The 15,299-nt window shown below is 28.7% G+C and carries 9 protein-coding genes; 7 read left to right on the forward strand and 2 right to left on the reverse strand.

Going from position 1 to position 15,299, the window contains the following annotated elements; all coding sequences use genetic code 11:
- Position 1: 1 nt before the first annotated feature.
- The 3 genes from BLA33_RS03590 (at position 2) to BLA33_RS03600 (ending at position 5,758) form a co-directional block, all read left to right on the forward strand.
- A complete protein-coding gene (locus BLA33_RS03590; RefSeq protein WP_029346617.1) occupies positions 2–3,214 on the forward strand; it encodes an efflux RND transporter permease subunit in 3,213 nt (1,070 codons plus the stop codon).
- A 1-nt stretch (position 3,215) separates the two neighbouring features.
- On the forward strand, positions 3,216–3,524 hold the full coding sequence (locus BLA33_RS03595) for a PG0541 family transporter-associated protein (protein ID WP_075226502.1): 309 nt from the start codon (positions 3,216–3,218) through the stop codon (positions 3,522–3,524).
- A 341-nt stretch (positions 3,525–3,865) separates the two neighbouring features.
- A complete protein-coding gene (locus tag BLA33_RS03600) occupies positions 3,866–5,758 on the forward strand; it encodes an AMP-binding protein (protein WP_029346614.1) in 1,893 nt (630 codons plus the stop codon).
- Here the strand turns inward: BLA33_RS03600 and BLA33_RS03605 are convergent, their stop codons facing one another.
- On the reverse strand, positions 5,759–7,648 hold the full coding sequence (locus BLA33_RS03605) for a penicillin-binding protein (protein ID WP_075226504.1): 1,890 nt from the start codon (positions 7,646–7,648) through the stop codon (positions 5,759–5,761). It lies immediately after the preceding gene.
- A 132-nt stretch (positions 7,649–7,780) separates the two neighbouring features.
- Between BLA33_RS03605 and hisS the strand changes: the two genes are divergently transcribed.
- Complete coding sequence (hisS, locus tag BLA33_RS03610) at positions 7,781–9,151, forward strand: histidine--tRNA ligase (RefSeq protein ID WP_004792077.1); 1,371 nt, start codon at positions 7,781–7,783, stop codon at positions 9,149–9,151.
- Between the two features lie 48 nt (positions 9,152–9,199).
- Here hisS and BLA33_RS03615 read toward each other — a convergent pair whose 3' ends face one another.
- Positions 9,200–10,327 carry a tetratricopeptide repeat protein gene (locus BLA33_RS03615; protein WP_029346613.1) on the reverse strand — a complete coding sequence of 376 codons (1,128 nt, stop codon included), beginning with the start codon at positions 10,325–10,327 and terminating at the stop codon, positions 9,200–9,202.
- 182 nt (positions 10,328–10,509) lie between these two features.
- Between BLA33_RS03615 and BLA33_RS03620 the strand changes: the two genes are divergently transcribed.
- From BLA33_RS03620 to recA, 3 genes are read left to right on the forward strand one after another with little or no spacing between them, the layout of a single operon-like run.
- Positions 10,510–11,454: a tetratricopeptide repeat protein gene (locus BLA33_RS03620; protein ID WP_029346612.1), complete on the forward strand. Its 945-nt coding sequence runs from the start codon at positions 10,510–10,512 to the stop codon at positions 11,452–11,454.
- Positions 11,455–11,490: 36 nt separating this feature from the next.
- The gene (greA, locus tag BLA33_RS03625; protein ID WP_029346611.1) at positions 11,491–14,193 is read left to right on the forward strand and encodes a transcription elongation factor GreA; all 2,703 of its coding nucleotides are present in this window, start codon (positions 11,491–11,493) and stop codon (positions 14,191–14,193) included.
- A 12-nt stretch (positions 14,194–14,205) separates the two neighbouring features.
- Positions 14,206–15,294, forward strand: coding sequence for a recombinase RecA (gene recA / locus BLA33_RS03630; RefSeq protein WP_029346610.1), 1,089 nt, complete (start codon positions 14,206–14,208; stop codon positions 15,292–15,294).
- The last annotated feature ends 5 nt before the right edge of the window (positions 15,295–15,299 follow it).

Here is a 15,299-nt window from a genome sequence, read left to right on the forward strand (position 1 = left end):
TATGTTGGTTAAGAGAATAGTTGGCAAACCAATAACAATGTTGATTTTATTTTCATTGTTAATGATGATAAGTTTATATACCTTTTCAAGATTAAAAGTAGACCTTTTACCTGGGATTGATATTCCTCAAATAAGTGTTCACACTTCTTATCCTGGCGCTTCTCCTAGAGAAGTTGAAGAGAGTGTTTCTAGAGTCCTTGAGAGCGGTTTAAGTTCTGTAAAGAATTTGAAGAATATATATAGTACTTCTTCTAAAGAAAGTAGCACTGTTTCACTTGAATTTTATCATGGAACTGATTTGGACTTAGTTTTAAATGAAATTCGAGATGCTCTTGAATTGGTAAAATCTTTATTGCCCAGTAAATCACAGGCTCCCAGAATTTTTAGATATAATCTTAAAAATATTCCTGTAATGGAAATTACTATTAATTCTGTAAGGCCTGTTTCTGAGCTTAAAAGATATGCTGATGAGGTCATTAAACCTGGGCTTGAAAGGCTTGATGGAGTTGCAATTGTTACTGTTAATGGTGGAAGTAGAAAACGTGTTTTAATTGAGGTTTCTCAAAACAGATTAGAGTCTTATGGGCTTTCTTTGTCAAGAATATCTTCAATTATAGCATCTCAAAATTTAGAACTTTCAGCTGGTAATATAATAGAGAATAGCTTGGAATATTTGGTTCAAGTGTCTGGAAAATTTAAATCGATTGAAGAGATAGGTAATGTAGTAATAGCTTATAAGATTCCCGACATTTCTTCTGGCATAAATTCATCTGCTATTGAGATAAAACTTAAAGATATTGCTAATATTAAGACTGATTTTGAAGATTTGTCAGAATATGTTGAATATAATGGATTGCCTTCAATTTCTTTATCGGTTCAAAAACGTAGTGATGCCAATTCTATTGCAGTTTCTAATGTTGTTATGAGAGAAATAGAAAAATTGAAATTATCTATGCCTAAAGATATGAAATTAGAGATTGCTTCTGATAGTACTAATTTTATTAAAGCGTCTATTTCAACGGTTGTAAATTCAGCTTACTTTGGAGCCATACTTGCAATATTTGTTATTTTTTTCTTTTTAAGAAGCTTTAGGGCTACAATAATTATTGGAATTTCTATTCCAATAGCAATTATTCTAACCTTTTGTTTAATGTATTTTTTAAATATTTCTATTAATATTATGAGTCTTGCAGGGCTTGCGCTTGGAATTGGAATGGTTGTTGACTGCTCAATTGTTGTAATAGACAATATATATAAATATAGGCAAAAAGGAGCAAAGCTTATTTCATCTTCTATTCTTGGAGCTCAAGAGATGATGCTGCCTATTACATCTTCAACTTTGACCTCTATTTGTGTTTTTGGTCCATTTCTTATTTTCAAATCAGAACTTGGGGTATATGGAGATTTTTTTAAAGACTTTTCATTTACGATTGTTATTTCTTTAGGAGTTTCTCTTTTGGTTGCGATTTTTTTAGTTCCTGTTTTATCAAGCCATTATGTCGGTTTATATACAAGTTTTCAAAAAAATATTAATAATGCTTTTATTAGGAGAATTGATACTTTTTTTGCTAGTATTTATTATTTTTTAGAATTTTTGTATATCAATTTATTAAATATAGTTTTAAATCATAAATTGATTTTTGGTTTGATTGTTTTTTTTAGTTTTATTGGTAGTTTGTTTTTAGGATTATTGCTAGATGTGACAACTTTTGCTAGAGGCAAAGAGAATTCAATTATTATTAATTTAAATTTTCCTAATAAAACTAATTTGGAATATGCAAAATTTTATTCGAATAAATTTTTAGAAATTGTAAAAAGTGAGGCTAAGGGATACAAAAGTATTATTTCTACTTTAAATGCTGACAGAATAACTTTCAATATATTGTTTCCCCTTAAGGAAGAGTCAAGAGATAAGTTGATTCAAAGTATAGATTATGATGCTATTAAGTATAAAATTATGAATCGCATTGGAAATCTTTATCCTGAATTTAATATTGAGCCTTCCAGTAGCAATGCTTTAGGTGGTGGAGATGCTATTAAAATTAAAATTTCAGGGAATGATTTTGAATATATAAAAGATTATGGAAAAAATTTAGTTTCTATGCTGAAAAAAGAAATTCCTGAACTTGTAAATCCAAGACTTAGTGTAAATGATTTTCAGCTTCAAATTGGCGTTGAGATAGATAGAGCGCTAGCTTATAATTATGGCATTGACATGAATACTATTTTAAATGAGTTAAAGGCTAACGTTAATGGTGTTGTTGCTGGGCAATATGTAGAAAATGGACTTAATTATGATATTGTTCTTAAGCTTGATAGAATGGATGTTAAAAATTTAAAAGATTTGGGAAAAATATTTATTACAAGTCCATCTGGAGTTAAAATTCCTTTTTCATCAATAGCTACCTTTGAAAAAACCAATAAAGCTGAATCTATTTACAGAGAAAATCAAGCTTTAACTATATATCTTAATGCAGGCATTTCTCCAAATGACAATTTAACTCAAGTAACTGCAAAAGTTATAGATTTTATTAATAATAAGGTGCCTCATAAAGAAGGCACAGTGCTTAAGGTTGAAGGAGAATATGATGAATTTTCAAATATTATGAATCAGTTTAAAATAATAATTACAATGGCTATTATTGTTGTTTTTGGCATTATGGCTTCTCAATTTGAATCTTTTTTAAAACCCTTTATTATTATTTTTACAATTCCTTTAACGGCAATAGGGGTTGTACTAATACATTTTCTTGCAGGAGAAAAACTTTCTATTTTTGCTGCAATTGGAATGCTTATGCTTGTTGGTGTTGTGGTAAATACGGGAATTGTTCTTATAGACTATACTGGTTTATTGATCAAGAGAGGATTTAGATTAAGAGAATCAATTATTGAATCTTGTCGTTCAAGGCTTAGGCCAATTTTAATGTCTTCTTTGACTTCAATAATAGGGCTTATTCCGATGGCATTTTCTAGTGGGAGTGGGAATGAACTTTTAAAGCCAATTGCATTCACTTTTATTGGCGGAATGACAGCTAGTACATTTCTTACTTTGTTTTTTATTCCCATGCTTTTTGAAGTTTTTTCTAATATTGTTTCAAGTTTTAAATCTAGGTTAAAAAGGGTGGTGCCTAATTTAGATGTTGAAAAATCATTCAAAATTAATAATTCAACTAAAAGTAGTTATTATAATCTATTTGAAGAAGATGGGGATTGATATGACTAAATTTCATAGGTATAGGATTGAAATAATTTCCAACTTATCTTTAGAGCTTGATATTTTAGAATGTATGGAAAAAATAGAGCAAGAGCTAGGAGAGCCTATATATTATTCTAAGATAGAAAATGTTTATGGGAAAGGCAAGAAGGGAGAAAAACATGGTAATGGTGTTTGGCCTGAAGAAAATTTTATTCTGATTATTTATACCTCCAATGAATCTATTGTTAATAGATTGAAGGATATTGTAGATGATTTGAATTGTTCTTACCCTACAGAGGGGATTAATTTTTTTATTTTGAAAAATTAACCTTTAAGATTATAATTTCACCCGCTTTTTTGGGTAGTAAATTTTTGAATAATAAAAATTATGTTTTAAGATTTGAGTGTAAAAATATAATTTTAAAAAGGGTCAAAATTTTCTGCTAAGTTCGCAAAATTCTTACTCAATAGAATATTCTATTTATTCAGGAGTATTTAATTATTTTTTTATTAAATATTTTTTTAAACTTTGTTTTAATTTTTTAGGTTTTTATTCTTATTGGCCTTTTGTATGTTTTTATAGTAGGGGTCTTTATAAATAATTTTTTATGAATTTATGGTTATTAATGATATAATAAATCATATTAATTTTGTTAAAAGGAGGATTATATGTCAATAGCAAAGGCATTCTTTGAAGTGGCTGATCAGCAAAAGGATAAAATTGCTCAAATATATAAAACTTGCAATGGATATGCTCATGTTACTTATGGCGACTTAAAAAACAATGTTTTAAAGCTTGCTTCCTTTTTAAAGTCAATCAATGTTAAGCATCAAGATAAAATATTTATTTGCTCTGAGAATAGGGCCGAGTGGGCCGTTATAGATTTTGCAATTTTATCTTTGGGTGCTGTTGATATTCCAAAAGGTTCTGATGTTACTCTTTTTGAAGCCGAAATTATTTTTAACTCTGCTCTTCCAAGTGTAGTTGTTTTAGAAAATTTAAATCTTCTTAATATGTTTGTTCAAATTAAATTTACAGTAAAACCGATATTTATTATTATTGAAAATTTGAACAAAGAAGATAGGCTAAAGTATAGTGATTTTGAAATTTATACCTATGGCGATTGTATTTCATTTGGTGACAATTTAAGAAAAGATTCAGAAATTATTGAAATTGCAAGTAAAGTTGATTCTAATGATATGGCAACAATAATATATACTTCTGGAACAACAGGCAATCCAAAGGGGGTAATGCTTAGCCATGCTAACCTTCTTTATCAGGTTTCTAGTTTCAGTTTAATGGTTGATACGCAAGTGGGACAAATATTTATGTGTATTTTGCCAATTTGGCATTCCTTTCAAAGATCTTTTTCTTACAATATTTTTCTCAAGGGCATGGTTTGTTTATTTTCTACCATTGTTCCAAGGGCAATGCTTGATGATATTAAAAATATTAATCCCCATTATATTGCAGCTGTTCCTAGGCTTTGGATTGCAATAAGGCAAAATATTTATAAAGAAGTTTCTAAAAAGTCGTTTATTTCTAGAATAATTTTTCATTTTTTTATAAAATTGGCATTTCTTAATGATATTTGCTATAGGACAGTAATGGGACTTTATCCAGACAATGGTTTTAATTTATTTTGTCCTATAAAGAAAATTTTGGGAATATTCGGGTTAATCTGCTTATTTCCTTTTAAAGCTTTGGGGAATATTTTGATTTTTAATAAAATAAATAAGATCTTAGGCAATAATTTTGTTGTTGGGATTACTGGTGGTGGGAGTATGCCTTTATCTGTTGCTAGATTTTTTAATTCAATTGGCATTGAACTTGCTAATGCTTATGGATTGACAGAAACTTCACCCGGAGTGGCTTCCAATAAGCATAAAAAATTGATCATTGGAACTTGTGGTAAAATTTTACCTGGAACTGTTGCTGAGATTAGAGATGCTGATGGCAACAAGCTTAAAAAGCCTGGAAAAGGAATTTTATTTGTAAAAGGGCCCCAAGTAATGCTTGGATATTACAAGGATAGAGAAGCAACTTGCAGGATTATTGGTCCTGATGGTTTTTTAAACACAGGCGATATTGCAAAATTATCCAAGGATAATGTTGTTCAAATTATTGGTCGAGAAAAAGATACAATTGTTTTGAACAATGGAGAGAATGTTGAGCCTGCTCCAATTGAGATTAAGCTTGAAGAATCAATATTAATAGAAAAAGCAGTTGTTGTAGGGCAGGATCAAAAATTTTTAGGCGCTCTTATTCTTCCAAATTTTGAAGAAATAAATAAATATCTAGAAAGTGTTGGGCAAAAAATTTTTGATGCTAATAATAGACGTCAAATTATTGCAAATAATATTGTTCTTAAGGCTATAAATGATGAAATAAAAAAATTAATCAATAGAACTAATGGATTTAAACCTTTTGAGCAAATATTGAAGTTTACCCTTTTAGAGAAACCATTTGAAGTTGGCAAAGAAATATCGATTAAAATGGATATTAAGCGAAGCTATATTTTAAATTTTTATAAAAATGAAATTAAAAATTTATTTACTTGATTATTTTAAATACAGTTCAAGCTCTACTATGTCTTCTAATTTTGTATTGGGAGGTATGCTTTGCTTATAAACAAATCCAGCGCCATTTATTTTGATTTTTATGGTGCTTTTATAGTATTTTAGTATGTCTATTGCTTCTCTTTTGGAAAGATTTATAAAATTTGGCAAGTATGCCTTATTTTTATAATTGGTGGCAGTTTTAGGAATCTTGATTTTTGATGGCATTTTGATTTTTTTATATGCGCTTGTGTTTTGTCGATATTCAATAAATTCTATTATTTCTTTTGCCATTGGAGCTGCTATTCTTGTTCCATATATTATTTTTTTGGGGTATCTGTATACAATATAAATAATGTATTTTGGTTGTTCTGTGGGGTATATTGCTAAGATTGAGGATGTGTAGTCTTCTTCTGAGTATTTTCCGGTTTTTCTATCAATAGCCTGAGATGTCCCGCTTTTTGCAGAAATGTCAAGATTTTTAATTTTAAGATTTGGAATTCCACCTTTATTTACAACTTCTCTCATCATTTTTAAAACTTTTTGTGCTGAACTCTTGGATATTGCTCTTTTTATTTCTTCTTTATCAAATTCTTTAATAATTTCTTCTTTATCGTTACTTATTTTTTTGATTATTCTGGGTTTTAACATTATTCCATTGTTGCCCAGTATGCTTGCAGCTTGTAATATTTGAACCGCTGATACTCCTATTTCTTGTCCAAATCCAATTGTAGCCTTGCTTCTTCCTGACCATTTTGAATAATGATTTAAGAGTCCTTTTGTTTCTCCGGGAAATGGAAATCCAACTTTTTTCCCAAATCCAAAATCTAAAAGTTTTTTGTAAAAGTATTCATTGCTAACTTTCTCAGTAATGTAAGCTATTCCTACATTTGATGAATAAATTAAAATCTCTGTAGAGTCTATGTATTTATAGGGAGGATTTAAGGTTTTGATTGTAATTTTCTCTCCTGATGGAAATTGTTTTTGATATATTCCATTGTCTAAAAATTTTTCTTCTAAATTTAATTTTCCACTTTCTAATATTATTGCAACTGTAAAAATTTTATTAATGCTTCCAGGCTCATAGGTTAACGATGAAGAAAGGTTTTTTCGTATTTCTTCAGGATATTCAGAATAAAAGTTTGCATCATATTGAGGGAATTGAACCATAGACAATATTTCTCCATTTTGGGAGTCCATTACTAAAGTAATTAAACTTTCAGGATTATTTTCTTTAAAGTATTTTTTAGCTATTTTGCTAACACCTTGTTGTATATTCATGTCTATTGTTAAGTAGATGTTGTTTGTTTCTAATTCTTCATTTAAAAATTGTTGTTTGGTTTTATCTTTTCCTAAGATACTATTTAGAGAAAATTCAATGCCCTCAAGGCCAAGATTATCTGTTCCCACAAAGCCAGTAATATTGCTTGTGACATGTCTAAAGGGATAAATTCTTGTGTAATCAGGATATAAAGTAATGTTTGAGAGCCTGCCTTCAGCTTGAATTCTTTTAATTAAATCTGACTCTTCTCTTTTTATTTTCCTTTTTATATATAAAAACCCTTTTTTAGAAGAAAGCTTTTCTTTTAAAATTCTTGAATCAATTTGGAGTATTGCGGCAAGAGTTTCAGATGTACTTACAATATTTTCTATTTTTTGAGGGTTTGTTCCAATTGAATAGGACTTTGAAGAGAATGCTATTGGTTTTCCATTTCTATCATAAATTGTTCCTCTTCTTACAATATCATTTGACTTTAAAGATATGATGTTGTCTTGGCTGTTATTTAAGACCATTAATGTAAAATATTTGTAAATAGTTAGCAAAGTTATACCCAAAGATATTATTAATACTGTCTTTATTCGATATTTATTGTTAAGTATTTTTTTGGTCATTAATTTTGGACCTCTTAAATTATTTTATAACTATATGAAATAAAAAATTATTCATTTTTTTTTGCATCTATATTATTATATGTTATTATATTCTGAAAAAGTAAATTACTATATAGCAGAGGGTATAATATAATGGATGTTAAAACTTTGAAGGGCTTTAAAGATTATTTACCAAAGGATTCTTTGATTCGAATTCATATTGTTAGGCAGATATTTAGCGTTCTTAATTCTTATAATTTTGATTTAATAGATACTCCAGTTCTTGAATATTCAGAGTTGCTTTTAAAAAAGAGTGGGGACGAATCTGAAAAGCAAATTTATAGGTTTAAAGATCATGGAGGCAGAGATGTTTCCATGCGATTTGATTTAACTGTTCCTTTTGCCAGATTTGTTGCTACAAATATTTCTGATTTAAAATTTCCTTTCAGACGTTCTCAATTTGGAAAAGTTTTTAGAGGAGAAAATTCTCAAAAAGGCAGATACAGGGAATTTATGCAATTCGATTTTGATATAGTTGGAGAGGATAGCTTTAGAGCTGATGCCGAGATTCTTTCTGTTGTTTATTATGGACTTGAAGAGATTTTTTTGAATTTTATAGAAGGCATTAATAAAAAATTTATTATCCATTATTCTCATCTTGGCATATTAAATTCTTTTTTTGAAAAGTTAGGAATCAAAGAAGAATCTATTTTTATTTTAAGAAATATTGACAAAATAGATAAAATAGGAATTGATAAGGTTAAAGAGGCTTTGCTTCTTAAGATCGAAAAAGAAGCAGTGGATTCAATCTTAAGTTTAGTGAGCTTGCAAGGTACTTTTAAAGACAAAATACAAGCCTTAAAAAGCATTTTAGGCGATAACGAGTCTGTTAAAAGAGTAGAAGATGTTTATAGGCATCTTAGTTTATTAAAAATTCAGGATTCTTTCAACCTAAATCTTAAAATATCGCGTGGGCTTGATTATTATACAGGGATTGTTTTTGAATCTGAGATTTTTGGTAGTAATATGGGCAGTGTTTGTAGTGGGGGAAGATATGATAATTTAGTTTCTTCATATTCAAGCTCTATTCAAAAGGTATCAGGAGTTGGTGGATCTTTTGGTGTTGACAGAATAAAGGATATAATTGATCTTGAAAAATTTAGTTATATTAAAATATTTGTCACTAAGGCTAGATCTAAAGTTTTAATTGTAAACCTAGATAGTACTTTGCAAAATTATTATTATGAACTTGCTACTAGGTTTAGAAATCATGATTATTCTAAGGTTAAAAATATTTCTTGTGAAGTCTATTTTAAAAATAAAAATGGTAAAAATATTAAAGAACAAATAGAATATGCTTTAAACAAAGAGATAAGATTTTTAGTTTTTGTTGGTCAAGAAGAATATAAAGAAAATAAAATTAAAGTAAGAGATTTAACAAAAAAAGAGGAGTTGTTGCTTTCTTTTGAAGAGGCAATCAATGTTATCAAATGCAATGAAAAGCTATTGTGCACTCCTTTTTAATCTTAAACGCGTTGATTGCCTTGAGAAATTTTGGCAAAGATATTAAGATTAATTTACATTTTTATCTATTTTCCTAATTGTGATTGCATTTAAGGCAAGTTTGTTCTTTTTGTATTCTATTTGTCCAAGTATTTCAACATTGTCTTTAAAATCAATATCAATATCAAAGGTTGTTTTTGTTGGAATAATTCCTGAGAGTACGTTTTTATTGTATCCTACATAAAAGTCAAACTGAATTATATTATCTTTTTTTTCGACGTTATTTACTACTCCTTCCCATTTTACATATACGTTTGCATAGATTGATGGATCTTTTTTAATATCTTGTAAGTTTAGATATTCATTAAAGCTAATAAAATCTGGCCTTGAGATAAAACTTGCAAGATTTTTGGCTTTTAGTTTTATGGATTCCGATGCATTTGAATTTAATATTTTATTTATTTCTACTCTTGCGAAATTATCTTTTCCTGTTTTTAAATAAATTTTGATTTTTTCGAAAGAATTTTTAATTTCATCGCTGGTTAATATTAATATAAATTGACCCTCTTCATTTTTTATTTTTTCCTTGTTATTTATTTTAATGTCATCAATGTAAGCAGCAATATTGTTTAAATTTTTTTTTATTTCTGCTTTTCGATTTATGGATGTTGTTATTTTTTGTTCATAAAAAATAAAATAGATTGCTAATATTGGAATAGATACAATTCCCCCAATGGCAATTGTTATGATTAGCTTTGTTAAATTTTTATCCGGTATTGCTTTAATTATTGGGAATAATTTCTCATATAGGTTGTTGTTTTTTAAAAAAACAGATCCTTCTACAGGGTTTTTTCTAATAATTTCAAGAGACAGCTCTGATCGATCTACTTCTTGATTTTCTTCTATCATTTTAAGCCATATTTGAATAGCTTTTTCTTCTTTGCCTTGGCTTACTAAAAGTATAGCAATAGCTTGTTTTATATTTGATTCGCCAGGGTTTAAAGTGTAAGCTTTTTTAAGATATGTTTGAGCATTGCCAAGGTTTCCAATACGAAGATAAGACATTCCTAAGACATAGTGATACAAATAGTAGTTTTTGTAGAAAAAAATTTCTTTTTCTAGGAGCTTTATTGCTTGTGAATATTTTTTTGAATTATAGTAATAAATAGCCTTGTTAATAATTTTATTAGGTTTCATATAGCTAGAATTTGACCCCACAATTTTCTTTTTAATATTATAATATAAGATTTTATTTTAAAAGAATAATAAATAGAATATTGTTATTTTGCCCTAATTTCTTGTTTGACTAAAAATTGATAAATGATATAATTATATAGAGTTTAACAGGGGATTGTATATATTTTTAAAATGGTGGGGATGTGTCATCAGAAAGAATTGTTGAATTGATTAAAGAGATTTATTTAGATTTTAGAAAAGGTAATTTCAAAGAAGCTTTATTAAAGTCTGAAGAAGCCCATTCTCTTGATTTTGACAATGTTGAAATTTTAACAGCTTTGAAAAGCTCTGTTTATTGGAATGGTCAAGTTGAAAGCCTTGATAGAATAGGGCAAGATTATGAAAAGGCAGAATTTTTAATAAGAGAGTGGAATAATTTTGCAGGGCGATATTTGAAAAAGATGGGTTGTAGTTTTTTACAAGGTCGTAATTCTATAAAATATTTTGTGTTTCAGACTTGTCTTTACATATATAAAAATATATACAAATTGCATCCAGAAAATTTGGACCTTTTAATAAAAATTGCTAAGTCTTATAAAGGCATGGGAAATTACGAGAGAGCAATTAATGTCTTTTTACAAATATTGGGAGATGCTAAGGAAAATTCAGATGTTGTTGCAGAGCTTGCTGATTCTTATGCGCTGGTTGATGAAATTAAAGAGGCTAAAGTCTTATTTAGAGAGGCTTTTTTTATCAATCCTCAAAAAATAGACATATATTCTCTTGAGTCCGATATGATTTTAAGATTAATAGATCTTATTAAGTCTGACAGAAACATTTCAGATGATCTCATAAAAGAATGGATTCCTGTTTATGGCTCTCTTAATGGTGTTTTTAATGTTAAAAGAGAATTAAGACCAATAGAGCTTGGGCAGCTAAAGCAGTCTGTTTATAGTTTGCGCAATGAACTTAAAGAAAAGTCTTATAGATCAATAAATGAGAGCATATTACTTCCAAGGCTTATTAATAAGTATTTTTGGCTTATTGATCATTATGTAAGTATAAAAGAGGATAGGGCACGTATTGATGAGATTTTGTTATACATAAAAGAAATAGACTTAGGGATTTATCAACAGTATGTAAATTAGTTGCTTGATGCTAAAAATCAATATTAGGAGATTTTAATGTCTAATGTTACCATAGAAAAATTAGATAGTATTTTACAAGAAGATAAGTGGACAAGAACAGTTGTTAATAATTATTCTCTTGCTAAAATAAAAGAATTGGATGATTTGATAGATAATATAATTGATGAGGGGTTAACAGAGGATGTGCTTGATATTTGCGGCAGGCATTTAAAGGATGTTAAAAAAAGCATAGCGGGTCTTTATATTTCTGGAATGCTTATATATAGTAGGCGACCTTTAAATGATATGAATTTACTTGCTGTTATTGATTTGTTTTCTCAAAACTTAAAATGGGCCCTTGTTGAGCATATATGCAATGAAATGCTTTCTATTTCTGAAAATAAGCATGCGCTTTATACTCTTGCAAAAATATATTCCCAAAACAATGAAAATGATAAGCTTCCAAGTATTTGGACCAGAATTGTTGAAGCAGATATTGATGATACTGTGTTTGTAAGGCAACTTGCTACTTATTATGAAACTATTGATTTGCAAAAATCAATTTTTTATTTTAGAAAGGCTATTTATCGTTTTATTGATAAAAAACAAATGTCAGGAATCAGAGAAGTATGGGCAAAGCTTATTCATTATGTTTCAGATGATTTTGATTCTTTTTTGCTTATTTTACAAAAAATTGAAAAAGATCTTGGATTTAAAAAGGCTATAGTTCTTTATGAAGATTTGTTTGATCATTATTCTTTGACTGATAATGTTGATGAGACAATAGAAATTCTAAAAGGCATTTTAAAGCTTGACAATAAAAATCATAAGGCAAGAGAAAATTTAGTTAAATTTTTAAGAGAAAGATATAAAGATGTAAATAATATTGAGGATTACCTTGCAAAGTCTGATATTGAAAACTTAGATAAAAATTTTGTTGATGTATATTCAGATTTTGAAAAATATTTGTTTTTTGCAAAGGGTAACTTTGTTTATCACCAGACTTGGTCTGTTGGAATAGTAAGGGATGTGAATGATCATGGCATTACAGTTGATTTTGTTTCTAAAAGAGGCCATTTTATTGGTTTTGATATGGCAATGTCAGCTCTTTCTCCTCTTAGCAGAGAGGACATTAGGGTATTAAAGGCTGTAACACCCAAAGAAGAACTTGCAGATAGAGTAAAAAAAGATATTGAGTGGGCTATAAAAGTTATTATAAAAAGTTATAAAGCTATCGATTTAAAGGGAATAAAAAAAGAGTTGGTGCCAAGCTTAATGACTCAAAGTTCATGGAATTCGTGGAGCTTGAAAGCAAAGCAAATCTTAAAGGACAATCCCCATTTTGTTATGGATTCTGGTAAACTTGATTGTTATATATATAATGAGAGATCTTCCAATTTGAATGAAAAAATGTATGATAAATTTAAGATTGAGAAAGATTTTTATAAAAGATACGAGATATTTATAAATTATTGCAATGTTAAGGGAATTGTTAAGGATTTGCATATTGAAGAAGAGATGCTCAATTATTTTTTAATTTATGTTAACAATTTTACAAAGGTTGATCATCATGTTATAAGTTCTTACGTTATTCTTAAATCTTTAAGTAATTTTTCTGAAGAATTATCATTAAAAGTTAATATAGAAAAAAATGTTAATTTAGAATCTCTTTTAAAGGAGTATTCAAAAGGAATAGTAGATCTTTTTGATTCAATTTTGAATGCAGAAATTAAAAAAGAATTGGTTGTTTTAATCAAAAAAGAACTTAGCAATTGGATTTTGTACTATAAGGAACTCTTCCCCCACTCTGTTAATAAGAAATTAGTTGAATCCCTTTACAAAGAAGACCCCAGAGAAGTGGAAAAATTATTTAATTATGTTATAAAAAATTATAAGATTTATAAAGATGCTTATATTTGGATTTTAAAGCACTGTAAAACTTATTCTATTAAACTAAGTTATTCAGATTCAGAGCTTTTAGCTAATTTGATTAAAATTTTAACAGACAGTGTTATCAAAATTAATAATAAAAATAATTCTGTTGCAAGTAAAAGAATTTATAAAATGGTAATTAATCTTTTAGTTAAAGATGGATACCTTAAATCAGTCTTAGAGTGCGTGAGAGACGAAGAGCTTGCAAAGAGGGTTTATATGACTTGTTTTTATGTAAAAGATTTTCCTCCAAAGGATCTTTTAGAGATTAAATCTATAATAAGGCAATTATTTGATTCAGTTGAGTTTGAAGATGAAAAGATGCAGCTTACAGGTGATAGAATGGAAATTGGATTTTTAACCATATTAAGTTCTTTAAATAAAAAGCAAAAAGAGCTTAAGCATTTAAAGGAAGTTGAAATTCCAGAAAATTCTAAAGAAATCGGGAAGGCTCGTGAACTTGGCGATTTAAAAGAAAATGCCGAATATCATTCTGCCAAGGAAAAACAACAGTTTTTGACAAAAAGATTAAACTCCTTGATGTTGGAAATAGAGAATGCAAAAGTTATAGATACTAAAGATCTTCAAAGTTCTGTAGTTGGTTTTGGGACTAAGGTTGTCATTTTAAATGAAGTTACAGGTAAAGATGAATCTTATTTAATACTTGGACCTTGGGAATCAAATCCCGATGAAGGTATTATTTCATATAAATCACCTTTTGGAGAAAATTTACTTGATTCTAAGGAAGGAGATAGTCTCGATTTTATTATAAATAATACTAATTTTAGATATTTTGTGAAGAAAATAGAACCCATAAAATTTAGTTAGGAAAATTTAAGAATGTCAAAGTTAAAGGAAAAAAGAGAAAAAATTGTTGTTAGCATGGAGAGAGTGAACAAAGAGGAAGCTATTGAGCTTGCAAGAGTTCAAATAGAAAAAACTTTTGGAAAGGGAAGTCTTATTAAGATGGGGGAATCTCCTGTTGGAAAAGGCATAAAGAGTATATCAAGTGGATCTATTGTATTAGATGAAGCTCTTGGTATTGGTGGATATCCTAGGGGGCGAATAATAGAAATCTTTGGTCCCGAGTCGTCTGGTAAGACTACTTTGACTCTTCAAGCTATTGCTGAAGTACAAAAAGAAGGAGGCATAGCTGCTTTTATTGATGCTGAACATGCTCTTGATCCTGTTTATGCAAAAGCTTTGGGAGTCAATGTTTCAGAACTTTGGCTTAGTCAGCCTGATACTGGAGAACAAGCTCTTGAGATTGCCGAACATTTAATCAGAAGTGGTGGGATTGATTTGATTGTAGTTGATTCTGTAGCAGCTTTAACCCCTAAATTAGAGATAGATGGAGAAATGGGAGATTCTCAGATTGGTCTTCAAGCAAGGCTAATGAGCAAGGCCCTTAGAAAGATTACGGGCATACTTTCTAAATCTAATACTTGTATTATGTTTATTAATCAAATAAGAATGAGGATTGGCATTATGTTTGGCAATCCAGAGACTACTACTGGTGGGAATGCTTTAAAGTTTTATGCATCTCTTAGGCTTGAGGTTCGAAAAATAGAACAAATAACTAGATCAGGTTCAAGTGATGATGTTATTGGCAATAAGATTAGAGTTAAGATTGTGAAGAATAAGGTTGCTCCACCTTTTCGTAAAGTAGAATTGGTAATTTATTTTGGGAAAGGTATTTCTAGAGAAGTTGGCATTTTAGATGCTGCTCTTAAGCATAATTTAATACAAAAAACAGGCTCTTGGTATTCATTAGGAGATAATAAGTTGGGACAAGGGAGAGAGAGTGTTATTGAATATTTTAATAAAGAAGTAGAACTTGTAAATGATTTGGACAAAAGGCTTAGAAAAATAATTTTCAATAATTTTGATCAAGAGGATGTTAATTTTATTAAACTTAAGGAAGATTAATGTGG

This window comes from Borreliella garinii, from assembly GCF_001922545.1.
Taxonomy (GTDB): Bacteria; Spirochaetota; Spirochaetia; order Borreliales; family Borreliaceae; genus Borreliella; species Borreliella garinii.